Origin of the sequence: Micromonospora sp. NPDC049679 (assembly GCF_040659735.1) — a bacterium.
Taxonomy (GTDB): domain Bacteria; phylum Actinomycetota; class Actinomycetes; order Mycobacteriales; family Micromonosporaceae; genus Micromonospora_I.
The window spans coordinates 128,514-145,840 of sequence record NZ_JBFANZ010000010.1 but is presented as its reverse complement, the minus strand read 5'-3'; the positions used below and the strand labels follow the sequence as shown (position 1 = coordinate 145,840).

Below are 17,327 nucleotides of genomic sequence, written 5' to 3'. Positions count from 1 at the left end.
AATCGTCGACGCGTACGCCCGCTACGACGCCGAGCGTGAGGCCGAACAGGGCCAGCCGCCGCGGCGTCCGCCGCCCGCCTCGCGGCGGCGCACCGGGACACCCCGATCGCCGCCCGCACCCTGCTGCAGCAGGCACTGCCAACCACCTTCGGGCTGATCGCCGCCGGCTGGCTGACCGCGCTCGACGACGCGGTCGAGCGGCTGATCCGGATCCGGGACGAGCGGCTCGCCGTTCAGCTCGGCGGCGCCGCGGGGACGCTGGCCGCGCTCGGCCCGGACGGCCCGACCGTCGTCGGGCTGCTCGCCGCCGAACTGGGGCTCGCCGAGCCGCCGCTGCCCTGGCACACCGACCGGGGCCGGGTCGCGGAGCTGGCCGGGGCGCTCGGCACCGCCGCCGGCGCGCTCGGCAAGATCGGCCGGGACGTCACCCTGCACGCCCAGACCGAGGTCGCCGAGCTCGTCGAGGGACGTCCCGGCGGCTCGTCGACCCTGCCGCACAAGCGCAACCCGATCCCCGCGATCTCCACTGTGGCCTGTGCCGCGCAGGCGCCCGGACTGGTCGCCACCCTGCTGACCGCGATGGCGCACGAGCACCAGCGGGCCGCCGGCTCGTGGCACGCCGAGTGGCGGCCGCTGCGCGCCCTGCTGGAGAGCGTCGGATCGGCGGCCCACTGGCTGCGGATCTGCCTGGAGCAGTTGCGGGTCGACGCCGACCGGATGCGGGCCAACCTGGACGCGACCGGCGGTGCGCTGCTCGCCGAACGGATCAGCGGCGCGGTCGCCGACGCGATCGGCCGGGGCCCGGCCAACGACCTGATCGCCGCGGCGGTGGCGCGGGCGGCGACCGAGGGCCGCCGCCTCGCCGACGTGCTCGCCGCCGAGCCCGAGATCGCCGCGCGGCTGTCGCCGGAGCAGATCGAGGCACTACTGGACCCCGCCGGCTACCTCGGCAGCGCCCCCGCGCTGACCGACCGGGCACTGGCCCTGCACCGCACCCGCACGGAGGGCCCACGATGACCACCCCTGTCGCCCTGCACCACGTGATCGACGGACCGGCCGACGCCCCGGTGCTCCTGCTCGCCAACTCGCTCGGCAGCACGATCGCGATGTGGGAGCCGCAACTGCCCCGGCTGACCGCCGGTTTCCGGGTGGTCCGGTTCGACACCCGCGGACATGGCCGCTCCCCCGTCCCCGCCGGCCCGTACGCCCTGGCCGACCTCGGCGCCGACGTGCTGGCCCTGCTCGACCGCCTCGACGTCGAGCGCGCCCACTTCGCTGGGCTCTCCCTCGGCGGCATGGTCGGGATGTGGCTGGCGGCGCACGCGCCGCAGCGGGTGGACCGCCTCGTACTCTGCTGCACCTCCGCCCGGCTCGGACCGCCCGAAGCGTGGGCGGAGCGGGCCCGCACGGTCCGCGCGCAGGGCACCGCGGCGGTCGCCGACGCGGTGGTGCAGCGGTGGTTCACTCCGGCCTACGCCGCGCGCCACTCGCCCCGGATCGCCGCGATGCGGGCGATGGTCGCGGCCACCCCGGCCGAGGGGTACGCCTCGTGCTGCACCGCGATCCAGGAGATGGACCTGGTGCCCGCGCTCCCCCGGATCACCGCGCCCACCCTCGTCATCGCCGGCGCCGACGACCCGGCGACGCCCCCCGTCCACGCCTCCACGATCGCCGGTCACCTCGCCGGTGCCCGGGTGACCGTCGTGCCCGACGCCGCCCATCTGGCCAATGTGGAGCAACCCGACCGGGTCACCGACCTGATTCTCGAGCACCTCAACGGGGAGGAAAAACCGTGACGGACGCGATCCACGACGCGGGCATGGCGGTGCGCCGCGAGGTGCTCGGCGACGCCCACGTCGACCGCGCGGTGGCGGGAACGACCCCGTTCACCGCCGCCTTCCAGGACTTCATCACCCGGTACGCCTGGGGTGACGTCTGGACCCGCGACGGGCTCGACCGCCGTACCCGCAGCTGCGTGACGCTCGCCGTGCTCACCGCGCTGCGCTGCGAGGACGAGTTGGCGATGCACGTGCGGGCGGCACGGCGCAACGGGCTGACCGCCGAGGAGATCGGAGAGGTCCTGCTGCACACCGCGGTCTACGCCGGAGTGCCCGCCGCCAACACGGCGTTCGCGGTGGCCCAACGGGTGCTCGCCGAGACCGATCCGTCGAACCCCGGCGACACCGCCGGTCGGGTCGGTCCGAATGACCCGGACCAGTAGTGTTCCGGGACACAGTTCTCACGAAAATCTGGTGCGGGGTGCGGAGATGACCGAGCAGGGACGCGAGGCGCATTTCGTCCAGTCGCTGGAACGTGGCCTGGCGGTGATCCGCGCGTTCGACGCCCAGCATCCCGAGCTGACCCTCAGCGAGGTGGCGCGGGTCTGCGACCTGACCCGGGCCGCCGCCCGACGGTTCCTGCTCACCCTGGTCGACCTCGGCTACGTGCGCACCGACGGGCGGATGTTCTCGCTCACCCCGCGGGTGCTCGAACTCGGCTACGCGTACCTCTCCAGCATTTCCCTGCCCGACGTGGCCGAGCCGCACCTGGAACGGCTCGTCGCGGAGGTGCACGAGTCCTCGTCGGTCTGCGTGCTCGACGGTGACGACATCGTCTACGTGAGCCGGGTGCCCACCTCCCGGATCATGACCGTCTCGATCAACGTCGGCACCCGGTTCCCGGCGTACGCCACCTCGGTCGGGCGGGTGCTCCTGGCCCACCTGCCGGACGACGAACTCGACGCCCGCCTCGACCGGGCGACGCTGACCCCGCTGACCGCCCGCACCCTGACCACGGTCAAGGCGCTCCGCGCCGAGCTGGTGCGGATCCGCGCGCAGGGCTTCGCGATCGTGGATCAGGAGCTTGAGGAGGGGCTGCGCTCGGTCGCCGCGCCGATCCGCGACCGCAGCGGCACGGTGGTCGCCGCGGTCAACATGTCGGTGCACGCGAGCCGGAACTCGATCGAGTCGATCCGCCGTGACATCCTCCCGCACCTGCTCGCGACGGCCGCGAAAATCGACGCCGACCTGCGGATCACGGCGCCGCGCCGGGCCACCCGCCTCATCGGGGCCTGACCCCGGCGGGCCGACGGGGGGCGATCCGGCGCCGCCCCGGCCGGGACGCACCCGTCCGGCCGCGGGGATAGGTTGGCGGCATGGCGCAGGCACAGTTCAGCAGGGAGACGGCGGGGAGCGGCGAGTTCGTCCGCCAGCCCAACCGGTTCACCGGTCGGGTCACCGCCGACTCGGCGTCCCCGCCCGGCGGCGGGCCGGACGCCGAGGGCCGGTGGCCGCTGGAGCCGGGACGTTACCGGCTGATCTGGTCCCGGGCCTGCCCGTGGGCGCACCGGGCCCGGATCGTGCGCGGTCTGCTCGGACTCGACGACGTGATCTCGCTCGGCACCGTCGATCCGGTCCGCGACGGGCGCGGCTGGCGGTTCACGCTCGACCCGGACGGCCGGGATCCGGTGCTCGGCATCGAATTCCTGGCCGACGCCTACCGGGCCACCGACCCCGACTACACGGGACGGGTCACCGTCCCGGCGCTGATCGACACCGTCACCGGGCAGGTGGTCACCAACGACTACCCCCGACTCACGCTGGACCTGTCGACGCAGTGGCGGGCGTTGCACGGCCCGGGCGCACCGGACCTCTATCCCGAGGCGGGGCGCGCGGAGCTGGACCACCTGATCGACGAGATCTTCCGCGACGTCAACAACGGCGTCTACCGGTGCGGCTTCGCGACCTCGCAGTCGGCGTACGAGTCCGCGTTCACCCAGCTCTTCAACCGTCTCGACGCGCTCTCCGCGCGGCTGGCGGACCGCCGCTATCTCATGGGTGACGCGATCACCGAGGCCGACGTCCGGCTCTTCACCACGCTGGTCCGGTTCGACGCGGTCTACCACGGCCATTTCAAGTGCAACCGGCAGAAGCTCACCGAGATGCCGGTGCTCTGGGCGTACGCGCGCGACCTGTTCCAAACCCCCGGCTTCGGCGGGACGGTCGACTTCGACCACATCAAGCGCCACTACTACGGCACCCACGCGGCGATCAATCCGACCGGCATCGTCCCCACCGGTCCCGACCTGTCCGGCTGGACGACTCCGCACGGGCGTGGCTGACGCCCCGCACCCCGTCCGCACCGTCGCGACCGTCGCCGGGATCGTGGGTGGCGGCGTCGCGGTGACCGTCGCGGTGGTCGCGGGGCCGGGCCCCGGACTGACCGGGTACGTCAGTGAGGCCGGCGTCGCGTCGAGCGCCTACGCGGCCACGTACCGTCTCGGGATCTTCGCCCTCGCCACGGGAATGCTGCTGCTCGCCGCGACCCTGGCTCCGACGCTGCGGGCCGCCGCGCTCCTGCTCGCCGTCAGCGCCGGCTGCACCCTGCTCTCCGCCGTGGTCACCTGCTCCGACGGGTGTCCCCTGCCGCCGTTCGAACGCGCCACCGCGGCCGACCTGGTGCATGGTGGGGCGAGCATGGCGGCCGTCGCGGCCGCGGTCTTCGCCATGCTGACGATCATGCTGTCGTCCCGCGCGGACCGGGCACTGCGCCGCGGCGCGACCGCGGCGACCGCGGTGGCGCTGCCGCTCTCCGCGGCGGTCGGGCTGGCGATGTTGCTGGTCGGGCGCGGCGCCCTGGTCGGGGTGTTGGAACGGCTGCTGCTGCTGACGACCGCGCTGTGGCTGCTCGGGACCGCGCTCACCGCCCGGCGGAAACATTCCCGGGCCGCGCTGTAAGTACTCTCACGAGTCGGCCCCTTTCGATGTCCCCGCCGCCGGGCGTACCGTCGACGAGCGATGACCAACGTCTGGTTTCTGACCGTGCGCCTGTATGTCGACCTCCGACTGCAGGCCAGCGGCGTCTGTCGTGCGTAACCGCCTCCGCTGACGCCCGACCACCCCCAGACGCTCTGGAGTCGTCATGCCCGCCGCTCTGCGCAAGTTCCCCTTCTCCGTACAGATCCTGCTCGGCCTCGTGCTCGGCGCGGCCCTCGGCTACGTCGCCCGCGCCGGCGATGTCGCCTGGCTCGGCACCACGCTCGGCACGATCGGCGACCTCTTCGTTCAGCTGCTGAAGCTCGCCGTACCGCCGCTGGTCTTCACCGCCATCGTGGTCAGCATCGTGAGCCTGCGGGGCGTGGCGAACGCCGCCCGCCTGGCGCTCAAGACCCTCATGTGGTTCGCGATCACCGCGCTGATCGCGGTCAGCGTCGGCATCGGGCTGGGGCTGCTCACCAACCCGGGCCGCGGCGTCACGCTCGACGTCGCCGGCGCGGCGCCGCCGAAGAAGACCGGATCCTGGACCGACTTCCTCACCGGGATCATCCCCACCAACCCGATCGGCGCGTTCGTCGAGAACAACGTCCTGCAGATCGTCTTCCTCGCCGTGGTCACCGGCGCGGCGGCCCTGGTCGTCGGCAAGGCGGCCGAGCCGTTCGTGACGCTCAACCGGGCCGTGCTGGAGATCGTCCAGAAGGCGCTCTGGTGGGTCATCCGGCTCGCCCCGCTCGGCACCCTCGGCCTGATCGGACACGCCGTCGAGGCGTACGGCTGGGACCTGCTCGCCCCGCTGGCGAAGTTCACCACCGCGGTCTACGTGGGCTGCGCGATCCTGCTCGTCGTGGTCTACCCGCTGGTGCTCATCACCGCCGGCCGCCTCAACCCGCTGCGCTTCTACGCCGGCGCGTGGCCGGCGATCGAACTGGCCTTCGTCTCCCGCTCGTCGGTGGGCACCATGCCGGTGACCCAGCGGGCGGTGGAGCGGCTCGGCGTGCCCCGCGAGTACGCCTCGTTCGCCGTGCCCTTCGGCGCGACCACGAAGATGGACGGCTGCGCCGCGATCTACCCGGCGCTCGCCGCGATCTTCGTCGCGCAGGTCTTCGGCGTGCCACTGAGCCCGGTCGACTACCTGCTGATCGCGTTCGTGTCGGTCGTCGGATCGGCCGCCACGGCCGGGCTGACCGGCGCGATCGTGATGCTCACCCTGACGCTGAGCACGCTGGGGCTGCCGCTGGCCGGCGCCGGCCTCCTGCTGGCGATCGACCCGATCCTCGACATGATCCGCACCGCCACCAACGTGGCCGGCCAGGCGCTGGTGCCGACCGTCGTCGCCGCCCGGGAAGGCACGCTCGACCGCACCGCGTACGACGAGGCCGGCCGGCGGGGAATCGACGAGCCGGAGCCGGAGCCGACGAAGGTCGCGCCGGAGCCCGTCCCCGCCGCCGCCTGACCGATCCACTCACCCTTCAGGAGTCCTTGCATGAGTGTCCTGTTCAGCCCGCTGCGCCTACGCGGGGTCACCCTGCCCAACCGAATCGCGGTCTCGCCGATGTGCGAATACTCCGCCGGCCCGGACGGGCTGCCGACCAGCTGGCACCTGGTGCACCTCGGCTCGCGGGCTGTCGGCGGCGCCGGCCTGGTGCTCACCGAGGCCACCGCGGTGCTGCCGGAGGGTCGGATCACGCCGCAGGACGTCGGCATCTGGTCGGACGCGCACGTGGAGGCCTGGCGCCCGATCACCGCGTTCCTCACCGAGCAGGGCGCCGTCCCCGCCGTGCAGCTGGCCCACGCCGGCTTCAAGGCGTCGACCGCCCGGCCGTGGGCGCAGCGGCAGGGCGGCGTGCCGGATGCCGAGGGCGGCTGGACCCCGGTGGGCCCCGGCGACGAGCCCTTCATCCCCTCCTACCGGACACCGACCGCACTCGACGAGGCCGGCATCGCCGCCGTGATCGACGCGTTCGCGGTCGCCGCCCGGCGGGCGCTCGACGCCGGCTTCGCCGCCGTCGAGATCCACGCCGCGCACGGCTACCTGCTGCACGAGTTCCTGTCGCCGCTGACCAACCACCGCACCGACGGGTACGGCGGGGACCTCGCCGGACGGATGCGGCTCACGCTGGAGATCGCGCGCGCGGTGCGGGCGACGGTCGGCGAGGACGTGCCGGTGCTGGCCCGGATCTCGGCGACCGACTGGGTCGAGGGGGGCTGGACGGGCGAGGACAGCGTCGTGCTCGCGCGTGAGCTGGCGGCGGCCGGCGTCGACCTGATCGACTGCTCCACCGGCGGCGCGGCGGCCCGGGCCTCCATCCCGGTCGGACCGGGCTACCAGGTGCCGCTCGCGGCGCAGGTGCGGCGCGACGCGGACGTGCCGACGGGCGCGGTCGGCCTGATCACCGAGCCGGAGCAGGCCGAGGAGATCGTCACGAACGGCGAGGCCGATCTGGTGCTGCTCGGCCGCGAACTGCTGCGTGACCCGTACTGGCCGCGGCGGGCCGCGGCCAAGCTGGGCGCCGAGCCGGGCTGGCCGTCCCAGTACCTCCGGGCCTGGTGACCGTGGCGGAGTGACCGTGCAGGGAGGGCCCGTCCGCATCACGGACGGGCCCTCCCGCGCAACCGGGGCCGGGTCAGAAGAGCACGGTGGCGAAGGCGCCGGCGGCCCGGAACCCGCAGCGGTCGTAGACCCGGCGCGCCGCCACGTTGTAGTCGTTGACGTAGAGACTCACGGTCGGCGCCACCCGCGCGAGCGCGTCCGCCATCACGGCGGCCATCGCGGCGGCCGCCAGCCCGCGCCCCCGCCAGGCCGGCGCCACCCAGACCCCCTGGAGCTGCGCCGTGTGCCGGGTGACCACCGCGAGCTCGGCCTTGAAGATCACCTCGCCGTCGACGATCCGGGCGTACGCGCGGCGCGCCCGCACCAGGTCGGTGACCCGTCGGCGGTAGCTGCGCCCGCCATCCTCGACGAGCGGCGAGACCCCGACCTCCTCGGTGTACATCGCCACGGCCGCCGGGAAGAGCAGATCGATCTCGTCCATGGCGACCAGGCGCACCCGCGGGTCGAGCGGGACGTCCGGCGTGCTCTCCGCGACCAGCAACGGCTGATTCTCCCGTACGTCCCGCGCCGGTCCCCAGTGCGTCGACAGCCGCTCCCAGAGCCCCAGCACCGCCTCGGCGCGCCCGACGATCGAGGAGCAGATCCGCTCCTCCGCGCCGAGCCGTTCCGCGAACGCCGCGACGGCCGGCTTGCCGGCGCACACGGGCGTCAAATGCCCCCCGGACCAGCAGAGGGACTCGACCTGCCGGCGCGAGCCGTACCCGAAGATCCGTCCCTCCGCGCGCCAGGACGAGAGACCGTGCGCGGCGATCCGCTCGGCCACCTGCGCGGCCGCGTAGGGATCCTGGTCGAGGACTCGCTCGACCGCCCCGCGCTCGCCTTCACCGAGCTGGCGTACGGGCACCATCAGCACGTCTACCAGCCTGCCAGATGCCGTGCCGGCAGGTGCCACCGCCGTCCACACCCACCCGGTCGACGGGCCCGTCGGTCACGACACGCTGGTCAGCTCGACCTCCCCGGCCGGCGCCCGGGTCCGCGACGCCCAGCCCACCACGGGCGGCACCAGCGCGCCGAGCCCGACGAAGAGCACGCCGAGCACCAGCCAGCCGGGGGCTCCCCAGCCGACCGCCAGCGTGGTCACGACCACGGGGGCGACCATGCTCCCGAGTTGCATGCCCATCCCGTACGCGCCCTGGTACTGGCCGTGGGCGTGCGGCGGCGCCAGTCCGAACATCCCCCCATCACACCGCGCCGCCGCCTCGCGTTGATCATGGTCATACGCGCCATCGCCGTACCCGAATTGTCGCGCGTATCCCCATGATCAACGCGGCGGGAGGGGGTCAGTGGACGGTGACGGTGGCCCCGGTGGCAGTGGCGCCGGGGACCAGGTCCCGGAGGTCCTCCGGGAGTTCGACGCCCATCTCGTCGGCGAGGCGCAGCGCCTCCTCGACCAGCGTCTCCACGATCTGCGACTCCGGCACGGTCTTGATGACCTCGCCCTTGACGAAGATCTGACCCTTGCCGTTACCCGACGCCACCCCGAGGTCGGCCTCACGGGCCTCCCCCGGACCGTTGACGACGCAGCCCATGACCGCGACGCGCAGCGGCGCCGGGAAACCCTCCAACGCCGCCGTCACCTGCTCGGCGAGGGTGTAGACGTCGACCTGCGCGCGACCGCACGACGGGCAGGAAACGATCTCCAGGCCGCGCTCGCGCAGGCCCAGCGACTCCAGGATCGCGTTACCGACCTTGATCTCCTCGACCGGCGGCGCCGACAACGACACCCGGATGGTGTCACCGATCCCCTCAGCGAGCAGCGCACCGAACGCGACCGACGACTTGATCGTGCCCTGGAACGTCGGGCCAGCCTCGGTGACGCCCAGGTGCAGCGGGTAGTCGCACCGCTCCGCCAACAGGCGGTAGGCGCGGATCATCACCACCGGGTCGTTGTGCTTGACCGAGATCTTGATGTCGCGGAACCCGTGCTCCTCGAAGAGCGAGCACTCCCACAGCGCGGACTCGACCAGCGCCTCCGCGGTCGCCTTGCCGTACTTGGCCAACAACCGCTTGTCCAACGAGCCCGCGTTGACGCCGATCCGGATCGGCACGCCCGCGCCCGACGCCGCCTTCGCGATCTCCTTGACCTTGTCGTCGAACTGCCGGATGTTGCCCGGGTTCACCCGCACCGCCGCGCAACCCGCGTCGATCGCCGCGAACACGTACTTCGGCTGGAAGTGGATGTCGGCGATCACCGGAATCTGCGACTTCTTCGCGATCGCCGGCAACGCCTCCACATCATCCTGCGACGGCACCGCCACCCGCACGATCTGGCAACCCGATGCGGTCAACTCCGCGATCTGCTGCAACGTCGCGTTCACATCCGCGGTCAACGTGGTGGTCATCGACTGCACCGACACCGGCGCGCCCCCACCGACCGGCACCGAGCCGACCATGATCTGCCGCGACTTCCGGCGCGGCGCGAGCAGCGGCGCGGGTGCGGCGGGCATACCGAGACTGACAGCGGTCACTTGGGCACTCACCTTGAGAAGAGCGTGATCGGATTGACCACGTCCGCGGTCACGGTCAGCAGCGTGAAGGCGCCGCCGATCAGAATGACCGCGTACGTGAGGGGCATCAGCTTGAAGTAGTCGACCCGGCCGGGGTCGGGCTTGCCGAGCCGGGCGAAGACCCACGACCGGGCGCGCTCGAACCAGGCGATCGCGATGTGTCCGCCGTCGAGCGGCAGCAGCGGCAGCAGGTTGAAGACGCCGACGAAGAAGTTGAGCGAGATGAACAGGAGAACGAAGACTTCCCACGCGTTGTGCTGCACGGCCTCGCCGCCGAGCCGGCTCGCCCCCACCACGCTGATCGGGGTGTCCATGTCGCGCTCGCCACCGGTGATCGCCGTCCAGAGGGCCGGGATCTTCTGCGGGATCCGCTTCATCGCCTCGACCGTGCCGGCCGCCATGTTGCCCGTGTAGTCCGCCGTCGCGCCGAGCGCGTCGACCGGCCCGTACGTGACCATTGTCGGCTTCTGGATGTTGAGGCCGACGCCGAGCGCGGAGACCGTGCTCGTCGGCCCGGCGGCGTTGCCCAACGGTGGCCGCTCGACCGAGGCGAGGTCGACGTCGGCGGTCCCGGGCGTCCCGTCGCGGACGTAGTCGACCTTGGCCTTACCGGGCGGCGTGTTGCGGACGGTCTGGAGCATGTCGCCCCAGGTCGCGACGGCAATGCCGTTGATCGCGGTGATCCGGTCGCCGTTGCGCAGGTTGCCCTTGGCGGCAGGGCTCTCCGGGTCGCCGGGGGCGCAGGGGCGCTCGGCGTGCTCCGTGACGACGCACTTGGTGACTGCGATCACGGCCGGCTCCTGCCGGGCCTGCGCTTCGGTCGTCGGGAAGTCCGGGTTGGGCAGCCCCATGAAGACGGCGGCGAGCCACAGCGCGACGATCGCCAGCATGAAGTGGGTGACCGAGCCGGCGGACATGACGATCGTGCGCTTCCACACCGGGAAGCGCCACATCGCCCGCGGCTCGTCGGCCGGGTCGACGTCGTCGTCCTGCGGTGTCATGCCGACGATCTTGCAGAAGCCCCCGAGCGGGATGGCCTTGACGCCGTACTCGGTCTCGCCCCGCCTGAAGGACCAGAGCGTGGGGCCGAAACCGACGAAATAGCGGGTGACCTTCATCCCGAAGCTCTTGGCCGTGATCATGTGACCGGCCTCGTGCAAGCTGACCGAGATGAGGATGGCCAGGGCGAAGAGGACCACCCCGAGCACGTACGCCATCAAGCTCCCTTCACCGCCGTCTGAATGATCTCCTGGGCGTGTGCGCGCGCCCAGGATTCGGCGCCGAGCACCTCATCGACGGTACCTGGTTCGTCGAAGTCCGGGGCTTCCTCAAGCACCCGTTCCAGAGTGTCCACGATGCCGAGGAACGGGAGCCGCCCGGCGACGAACGCCTCGACGCACTCCTCGTTGGCCGCGTTGTAGATCGCCGGCCGGCAACGTCCCTCGGCGCCGGCCTGCTTCGCCAGCCGGACCGCCGGGAACGCGTCGTCGTCCAGCGGGTGGAACTCCCAGGTGTGCGCGGCGGTCCAGTCGACCGCGGAGGCGGCGCCGGGGACCCGGTCGGGCCAGCCCATCGCCAGCGCGATCGGGAGCCGCATGTCCGGGGGGCTGGCCTGGGCGATGGTCGACCCGTCGACGAACTCCACCATCGAGTGGATCACCGACTGCGGGTGCACCATCACCTCGATGTCGTCGTAGCCGATGTCGAAGAGCTCATGCGCCTCGATCACCTCCAGGCCCTTGTTGACCAGCGTCGCGGAGTTGATCGTGATGACCGGTCCCATGTTCCAGGTCGGGTGCGCCAGCGCCTGCTCCGGGGTGACCCCGGTCAGCTCCTCCCGCTTGCGGCCCCGGAACGGGCCGCCGCTCGCCGTGACGACGAGGCGTCGCACCTCGCCGGGGCTCCCCGAGCGCAGGCACTGGGCGAGGGCGGTGTGCTCCGAGTCGACCGGCACGATCTGTCCCGGCCGCGTCACCGCGGCCCGCACGACCGGGCCGCCGGCGACGAGCGACTCCTTGTTGGCCAGCGCGAGGGTACGGCCGGCGCGCAGCGCGGCCAGCGTCGGCGCGAGCCCGCGCGAGCCGACGACCCCGTTGAGGACGACGTCGCAGGGCCACTCGGCCAGCTCGGTCATCGCGGTCGGCCCGGCGAGGATCTTCGGAATGCGGAAGTCGCCGGTCGCGTACCCGCGCTTGGACGCCTCCGCGTAGAAGGCCAGCTGCAGGTCCTGCGCCGCCGAGGCCTTGGCGACGCCGACCACCTCCGCGCCGATCTCCAACGCCTGCGCCGCGAGCAGGCCCACGTTGCCGCCGCCCGCGCCGAGGCCGACGATGCGGAAGCGGTCGGGGTTGCGCCGGACGATGTCGATGGCCTGCGTGCCGATCGACCCGGTGGAGCCGAGCAGAACGATGTCTCGGGGTGGGGTCACGCGGCCATTGTCCCTGAAGCTCCCTGACCGCCGACTGGGAGCCTCACACCTCGCGGGGCGCCTGGATGGTGGAGCCGGTCAGCCCGGCGGTCGGCGCCGACCACGGTGATCCGGCATAGCGGTCACGCAGCCGCGCGAGCGCCGGCCGGTGCACGTTGGCCAGGCTCAGGTCGCCGCCGTAATGGGCGACGACCTTCGGGTCCATCACCCGCCGCCAGAACGGGGTGCAGAGCGCCAACACGATCATGGTGGCGTAGCCGGCCGGCAGCTGAGGAGACTCGTCGAAGCTGCGGAGGATCTGATAGCGGCGCAGCGGGTTGGCATGGTGGTCGCTGTGGCGCTGCAACTGGAACAGGAAGATGTTCGTCACGATCCGGTCGCTGTTCCAGCTGTGCCGGGGGTCGACCTTCTCGTACCGCCCTGCCGCGTTGCGCTGCCGGCGCAGGCCGTAGTGCTCCAGGTAGTTGACGACCTCCAGCAGGGAGAAGCCGACGACCGCCTGCAGGAGCAGGAACGGCAGCACCCGAGGACCGAAGGCGACGACCAGGGCGACGACCAACGCGACCGTCATCGCCCACGCGTTCAGGATGTCGTTGCGCGGGGTCCACGGCCGTCGGCCACGGATCCGGAAGCGACTGGTCTCGAGCCGCCACGCCGAGCGCAGGCTGCCGATCACCGTACGCGGCAGGAACCGCCAGAAGCTCTCGCCCAAGCGTGCGCTGGCGGGATCCTCGGGGGTGGCGACCCGCACGTGGTGTCCCCGGTTGTGTTCCACGTAGAAGTGCCCGTACCCGGTCGGCGCCAGCGCGATCTTCGACAGCCAGCGTTCCAGCTTCTCGCGCTTGTGCCCCAATTCGTGCGCGGTGTTGATCGCGATGCCGTTGACGATGCCGATCGTGAGGACCAGACCGGTGGCGCCGGCGAGGCCCAACCCGCCGCGCACCCACACCGCGCAGCACGCGACCAGCGCCGCGAACTGTGCCGGCAGGTAGAGATAGGTGATCCAGCGGTAGTAGCGCACCTGCTGAAGTCGCGCGGCGGCCTCCGGCGGCGGGTTCGTCCGGTCGTCACCGAAGAGCAGGTCGACGACCGGGATCAGTCCGAACACCGCGGCCGGGGTGACCCACCACGCCCACCAGTCTCCGGTGAAGTGCCACAGCGCCAGCGCCTGGAACGGGAGGACGGGCACGGCCAGGGCCAACACCCAGAGGGGTTTCCTGGTGTCGCGCCAGGGAAGGGAATCGACCGATATCGCCATGATGGCCTCCGATACGTCGCCGTGTGGACGACTCTCGCACGCCCGCACGCCGCTTTACAAGACCCCCACAGATGTAAAGTTATTTGATAACGCTGCCACCTGCGTCAATGACGACATCGACGGATACGCTGGGGCACAGCATGGACGAGACACCCCGCTACCGCGACGCCGCGCGTCAGCAACTGCGTGACGCGATCGTCGACGCCACCCGCGAGCTGACCATCAACGCCGGGTGGGACGCCGTACGGATGGGTGACGTCGCGGCGCGGGTCGGGGTCAGCCGGCAGACCGTCTACAACGAATTCGGCAACAAGTCGGGCCTCGCGGACGCGCTGGCGCAACGCGAAGTCGACCGGTTCCTCACCGGGGTGGGCGCGGCGCTCACCGCCCACGGTCCCGACGTACGGGCCGGCGCGTACGCGGCGATCCTGCGCGTGCTGCGCGAAGCATCCGACAACCCGCTGCTCAAGACGATTCTGACCAGCGCCCGGGGCCCCGCCGACCCCTTGCTGCCCTACCTCACCACGCGCTCGGAGCTCGTCCTGCGCGCGGCGACCGCGGTGCTGCGCGACTGGGCCGCCGTTGCGGTGCCCGAGGCGTCCGGCGAGTCGTTCACCTTCGCCGCCGAGACCGTCGTCCGGCTGGTGGTCAGCCACATCGTGCTGCCCCTCGCCCCGGTCGAGCAGACGGCGGCGAACCTCGCCGACCTCGCCGCGCACCTGCTCAACCACGCGCGCCGCCCGCGCTGAGCACCCGCTCCGGGTCGGCTACGGACGCGGCAGGACGAAAGACTCGAGTTCAACGCCGCCGTACCAGCGGTTGGTCCGCCCCAGCGGCGTCATCCCCAGCCGACCGGTGACCGCGATCGAGGCCTCGTTACCGGGCTTGACCACGGCGTAGATCTCCGCGAGCCCGTCGGCGAACGCGCGGTCGACGGCGCCGCGCGCCGCCTCGGTGGCGTAGCCGTGCCCCCACGAGTCGGGGTGCAGGTGCCAGCCCACCTCGATCTCCGAGGTCGGCTCGTTGTCGGCGCCGGGCAGCGCCTTCAGCAGAACGGTGCCCGCCACCAGGCCGGTGCCGCGTACCTCGATCGCCCAGACCCCGTACCGGCCGGCGTCCGGGGCGTACCGGGCGTGCCACCGTCGGACCATCTCCGCCGCGTCGGACGGCGCTTCCAGCACCCGTGGTTCCGCGCCGAGCCAGCGGGCGACCTCCCACCGCGAGTAGATGTCGAAGACCCGCTCCAGGTCGGCCGGCGACTCCGTCCACTCCCGCACCAGCAGCCGTTCGGTCTCGAAGATCGTCACAGCCCCGATCCTAAGATCCGCCGGCGCCCCGTGCTGATCCGCGTGATCAGCGAGAGCTTGCCCCGACGCTCCCGCGACCCGCGGAAACCAGTCCCTGATCACCCGGATCCGGGAGCGACTCGCGGATGCCGTAGCGGCGGTAGACGCGGGCCAGCGGGGCGGGCGCCCACCAGTTCCAGCGGCCGAGCAGCCGCATCGTCGCCGGCACGAGCAGCGCCCGCACCAGCGTCGCGTCCACGATGATCGCCACGATCATGCCGACGCCGATGAGCTTGACCATCTGCATGCCACCGGTGGCGAACCCGGCCACCACGACGACCAGCAGGAGCGCGGCGGCGGTGATGATCCGCCCGGTGTGCTGCAGCCCGGACGCGACAGACGCCGTGTTGTCGCCGGTGCGGTCCCACTCCTCGCGCACCCGCGACAACAGGAAGACCTCGTAGTCGGTGGCGAGCCCGAAGAGGACCGCGAGCATCAAGATCGGGTTGCTCGGCTCGATGAACCCGGTCGAGGTGAAGTCGAGCAGGTCGGCGAAGTGCCCGTCCTGGAAGATCCAGACGACGACGCCGAAGGACGCGCCGATGGAGACCAGGTTCATCAGCACGGCCTTGATCGGCAGGACCACCGAGCCGAACGCGAGGAAGAGCAGCACCAGCGTCGCCGACGCCATGATCAACGCCATCCAGGGCAGCCGGGAGCGGAGACTGTCCACCAGGTCGAGGTCGGCGGCGCTCCTCCCGGTGACCAGCACCTCGGCCCCGGCCGGGCCCGGCATCGCCCGAATCGCGCGGACAGCGTCCTGCGCCGTGTCGCCGGTCGGCTCGCCCCGGTAGGTGACCGACAGCAGCGTCGAGTCGCCCCGGCTCGCCGCCACCTGCACGCCGGTGACGCCCGGCACCGCGCCGACCCGGTCGGCGAACTGCCCCGCCTGACTTGTCGACGCGTTCGACACGAGGACCTGGATCGGGCCCACCGTGCCGCCCGGGAACCCCGTGTTGATCCGCTCGGCGACCGCGCGCGCCTCGGAACCCGCCGGCAGCACCCGCTCGTCGAAACCGCCGAAGGTCATCCGCAGGAAGGGGGCGGCCAGCACCGCGAGGAGCACGATGACCGCGCCGGCGTAGAGCGCCGGACGCCGCATGACGCTGCGCGCGAGCCGCGCCCAGCCCCCCTCGCGCGCCCGGTCCGCGCGGGACCGCCCGGCCGTCCTCCGCCGCCACGGCACGGGTACGCGCCACGCGTTGATCCGGTGCCCGAGCACGGCCAGCAGGGCGGGGAGCACGGTCAACGAGGCGAGCATGGCGACGAGGACGGCGGCGACCCCGCCCAGCCCCATGGAGCGCAGGAACGACTGCGGGAAGATCAACAGGCTGGCCAGCGCGAGGGCGACGGTGAGCCCGGAGACCATGACCGTGCGACCGGCCGTCGCCATGGTCCGCTCGATCGCCGCCGCCGTGTCGTGCCCGGCGGCCAACTCCTCCCGGAAACGACTGACCACGAAGAGCGCGTAGTCGATCGCCATGCCGAGGCCGATCAGCGTGATGATGTTGATGGCGAAGACCGAGACGTCGGTGACCATGCTGAGCAGCCGCACCGCGATGAACGCTCCGAGGATCGCCAGGCCACCGATGAGCAGCGGGGTCGACGCGGCGACCAGACCGCCGAAGATCAACACGAGCAGCACCAGCAGCACCGGCATGGAGAACATCTCGGCCGTCGTGATGTCCTCGACGGACTGCCGGTTCGCCTCGTCGAGGAAGGGCACCACACCGCCGGCCCGCGTGGTCAGGCCGGGCGCGTCGAGGGTCGGACGCAGCGACTCGTACGCCCCGGTCTTGCCGTCCTCGTCGGTGGCCCGCAACTGCACCAGCGCGTACGTCGCGTGCCGGTCCGTCGCCACCAGCGCCGGAGACTGCGAGTCATACCAACTGGTGACGCTCGCGACCTCGGGCCGCTGACGCAGCCGTTGCAGCGTCGCGGTGACGGAGTCGCGGAACGCCGGGTCCTGCACGGTGACCGTGTCGCTGCTGTAGAGGACCAGCACGTCGACGTCCTGGTTGCCCAGCTCGGCGGTGATCCGGTCGTGGGCCCGGCTCGACTCGCTGGCCGGGTCGTCGAAGCCGCCACCCTTGAGCGAGTCGAAGACGCCGGCCCCCCAGGTCGCGCCGATCGCCATCAGGAGCACCGCCGCGGCCAGGACCGCCCAGCGCAGCCGGACGACAGCTCTCCCCCACCACTCGAACATGCTCACGCCCCCGTCATCCGACGCCGCCCGACCTTCGTACCGTACGGGGGGCGGACACGCCGCCGTTCACAGACCGTCGACGGAGCGCTCGGCCCCGGCGAGCCTCCACCCCGTGCGGTCGCGCAGATCGCCGCGATCGTGCGCCGCCGCCTCCCGCTAGGCTGGGCTGCCCTTCCCCCAGCGTCGTCAGGAGCTG

General features: G+C 72.2%; 17 protein-coding genes and 1 pseudogene. 10 read left to right on the top strand and 8 right to left on the bottom strand.

Features of this window, described 5'->3' with window-relative positions; all coding sequences use genetic code 11:
• Nucleotides 1-105: 105 nt before the first annotated feature.
• From AB0J06_RS09595 to AB0J06_RS09555, 9 genes and pseudogenes are all read left to right on the top strand, one after another.
• Nucleotides 106-489 (top strand): annotated as a pseudogene (locus tag AB0J06_RS09595) (lyase family protein); the annotation flags it as partial.
• 39 nt (nucleotides 490-528) lie between these two features.
• A complete protein-coding gene (locus tag AB0J06_RS09590; RefSeq protein WP_357426505.1) occupies nucleotides 529-1,017 on the top strand; it encodes a hypothetical protein in 489 nt (162 codons plus the stop codon).
• Nucleotides 1,014-1,796: a 3-oxoadipate enol-lactonase gene (gene pcaD, locus AB0J06_RS09585; RefSeq protein ID WP_357426503.1), complete on the top strand. Its 783-nt coding sequence runs from the start codon at nucleotides 1,014-1,016 to the stop codon at nucleotides 1,794-1,796. The genes AB0J06_RS09590 and pcaD overlap by 4 nt, the downstream gene beginning before the upstream one ends.
• A gap of 23 nt (nucleotides 1,797-1,819) precedes the next feature.
• Nucleotides 1,820-2,221, top strand: coding sequence for a 4-carboxymuconolactone decarboxylase (gene pcaC / locus AB0J06_RS09580; RefSeq protein WP_357426542.1), 402 nt, complete (start codon nucleotides 1,820-1,822; stop codon nucleotides 2,219-2,221).
• A 46-nt stretch (nucleotides 2,222-2,267) separates the two neighbouring features.
• The gene (locus AB0J06_RS09575; protein ID WP_357426501.1) at nucleotides 2,268-3,074 is read left to right on the top strand and encodes an IclR family transcriptional regulator C-terminal domain-containing protein; all 807 of its coding nucleotides are present in this window, start codon (nucleotides 2,268-2,270) and stop codon (nucleotides 3,072-3,074) included.
• An 80-nt stretch (nucleotides 3,075-3,154) separates the two neighbouring features.
• Nucleotides 3,155-4,120, top strand: a complete 966-nt coding sequence (locus tag AB0J06_RS09570; protein ID WP_357426499.1) for a glutathione S-transferase C-terminal domain-containing protein — start codon at nucleotides 3,155-3,157, stop codon at nucleotides 4,118-4,120.
• A complete protein-coding gene (locus tag AB0J06_RS09565) occupies nucleotides 4,113-4,736 on the top strand; it encodes a DUF998 domain-containing protein (protein WP_357426496.1) in 624 nt (207 codons plus the stop codon). The genes AB0J06_RS09570 and AB0J06_RS09565 overlap by 8 nt, the downstream gene beginning before the upstream one ends.
• 196 nt (nucleotides 4,737-4,932) lie before the next feature.
• Nucleotides 4,933-6,228, top strand: a complete 1,296-nt coding sequence (locus AB0J06_RS09560) for a dicarboxylate/amino acid:cation symporter (RefSeq protein ID WP_357426540.1) — start codon at nucleotides 4,933-4,935, stop codon at nucleotides 6,226-6,228.
• A gap of 30 nt (nucleotides 6,229-6,258) precedes the next feature.
• Nucleotides 6,259-7,326, top strand: a complete 1,068-nt coding sequence (locus tag AB0J06_RS09555; RefSeq protein WP_357426494.1) for an NADH:flavin oxidoreductase/NADH oxidase — start codon at nucleotides 6,259-6,261, stop codon at nucleotides 7,324-7,326.
• 73 nt (nucleotides 7,327-7,399) lie between these two features.
• On the opposite strand, the gene AB0J06_RS09550 is transcribed toward AB0J06_RS09555, so the two are convergent.
• From AB0J06_RS09550 to AB0J06_RS09525, 6 genes are all read right to left on the bottom strand, one after another.
• A complete protein-coding gene (locus AB0J06_RS09550; protein WP_357426492.1) occupies nucleotides 7,400-8,239 on the bottom strand; it encodes a GNAT family N-acetyltransferase in 840 nt (279 codons plus the stop codon).
• Nucleotides 8,240-8,314: 75 nt separating this feature from the next.
• A complete protein-coding gene (locus tag AB0J06_RS09545) occupies nucleotides 8,315-8,560 on the bottom strand; it encodes a hypothetical protein (protein ID WP_357426490.1) in 246 nt (81 codons plus the stop codon).
• Between the two features lie 106 nt (nucleotides 8,561-8,666).
• Complete coding sequence (gene ispG, locus AB0J06_RS09540; protein ID WP_357426488.1) at nucleotides 8,667-9,854, bottom strand: flavodoxin-dependent (E)-4-hydroxy-3-methylbut-2-enyl-diphosphate synthase; 1,188 nt, start codon at nucleotides 9,852-9,854, stop codon at nucleotides 8,667-8,669.
• Between the two features lie 8 nt (nucleotides 9,855-9,862).
• Entirely contained in the window at nucleotides 9,863-11,110 is a 1,248-nt protein-coding gene (locus tag AB0J06_RS09535; RefSeq protein ID WP_357426486.1) for a site-2 protease family protein, read from the bottom strand.
• On the bottom strand, nucleotides 11,110-12,321 hold the full coding sequence (dxr, locus tag AB0J06_RS09530) for a 1-deoxy-D-xylulose-5-phosphate reductoisomerase (RefSeq protein WP_357426484.1): 1,212 nt from the start codon (nucleotides 12,319-12,321) through the stop codon (nucleotides 11,110-11,112). Before dxr ends, AB0J06_RS09535 begins: the two co-directional genes overlap by 1 nt.
• Before the next feature lie 43 nt (nucleotides 12,322-12,364).
• Nucleotides 12,365-13,579, bottom strand: coding sequence for an alkane 1-monooxygenase (locus tag AB0J06_RS09525; protein WP_357426482.1), 1,215 nt, complete (start codon nucleotides 13,577-13,579; stop codon nucleotides 12,365-12,367).
• Nucleotides 13,580-13,719: 140 nt separating this feature from the next.
• On the opposite strand from AB0J06_RS09525, the gene AB0J06_RS09520 reads away from it, so the two are divergent.
• Nucleotides 13,720-14,328: a TetR family transcriptional regulator gene (locus tag AB0J06_RS09520; protein ID WP_357426480.1), complete on the top strand. Its 609-nt coding sequence runs from the start codon at nucleotides 13,720-13,722 to the stop codon at nucleotides 14,326-14,328.
• A gap of 18 nt (nucleotides 14,329-14,346) precedes the next feature.
• On the opposite strand, the gene AB0J06_RS09515 is transcribed toward AB0J06_RS09520, so the two are convergent.
• Both AB0J06_RS09515 and AB0J06_RS09510 read right to left on the bottom strand, forming a co-directional pair.
• Entirely contained in the window at nucleotides 14,347-14,886 is a 540-nt protein-coding gene (locus tag AB0J06_RS09515) for a GNAT family N-acetyltransferase (RefSeq protein ID WP_357426478.1), read from the bottom strand.
• A gap of 46 nt (nucleotides 14,887-14,932) precedes the next feature.
• Nucleotides 14,933-17,131 carry an MMPL family transporter gene (locus tag AB0J06_RS09510; RefSeq protein WP_357426538.1) on the bottom strand — a complete coding sequence of 733 codons (2,199 nt, stop codon included), beginning with the start codon at nucleotides 17,129-17,131 and terminating at the stop codon, nucleotides 14,933-14,935.
• Nucleotides 17,132-17,327: the final 196 nt, after the last annotated feature.

Bases quoted from the DNA above. Each gene is read 5' to 3' on its own strand.
- pcaD (WP_357426503.1), top strand. From the start codon at position 1,014: ATGACCACCCCTGTCGCCCTGCACCACGTGATCGACGGACCGGCCGAC.
- pcaC (WP_357426542.1), top strand. From the start codon at position 1,820: ATGGCGGTGCGCCGCGAGGTGCTCGGCGACGCCCACGTCGACCGCGCG.
- AB0J06_RS09575 (WP_357426501.1), top strand. From the start codon at position 2,268: ATGACCGAGCAGGGACGCGAGGCGCATTTCGTCCAGTCGCTGGAACGT.
- AB0J06_RS09570 (WP_357426499.1), top strand. From the start codon at position 3,155: ATGGCGCAGGCACAGTTCAGCAGGGAGACGGCGGGGAGCGGCGAGTTC.
- AB0J06_RS09555 (WP_357426494.1), top strand. From the start codon at position 6,259: ATGAGTGTCCTGTTCAGCCCGCTGCGCCTACGCGGGGTCACCCTGCCC.
- AB0J06_RS09545 (WP_357426490.1), bottom strand. From the start codon at position 8,560: ATGTTCGGACTGGCGCCGCCGCACGCCCACGGCCAGTACCAGGGCGCG.
- AB0J06_RS09535 (WP_357426486.1), bottom strand. From the start codon at position 11,110: ATGGCGTACGTGCTCGGGGTGGTCCTCTTCGCCCTGGCCATCCTCATC.
- AB0J06_RS09525 (WP_357426482.1), bottom strand. From the start codon at position 13,579: ATGGCGATATCGGTCGATTCCCTTCCCTGGCGCGACACCAGGAAACCC.
- AB0J06_RS09520 (WP_357426480.1), top strand. From the start codon at position 13,720: ATGGACGAGACACCCCGCTACCGCGACGCCGCGCGTCAGCAACTGCGT.
- AB0J06_RS09510 (WP_357426538.1), bottom strand. From the start codon at position 17,131: ATGTTCGAGTGGTGGGGGAGAGCTGTCGTCCGGCTGCGCTGGGCGGTC.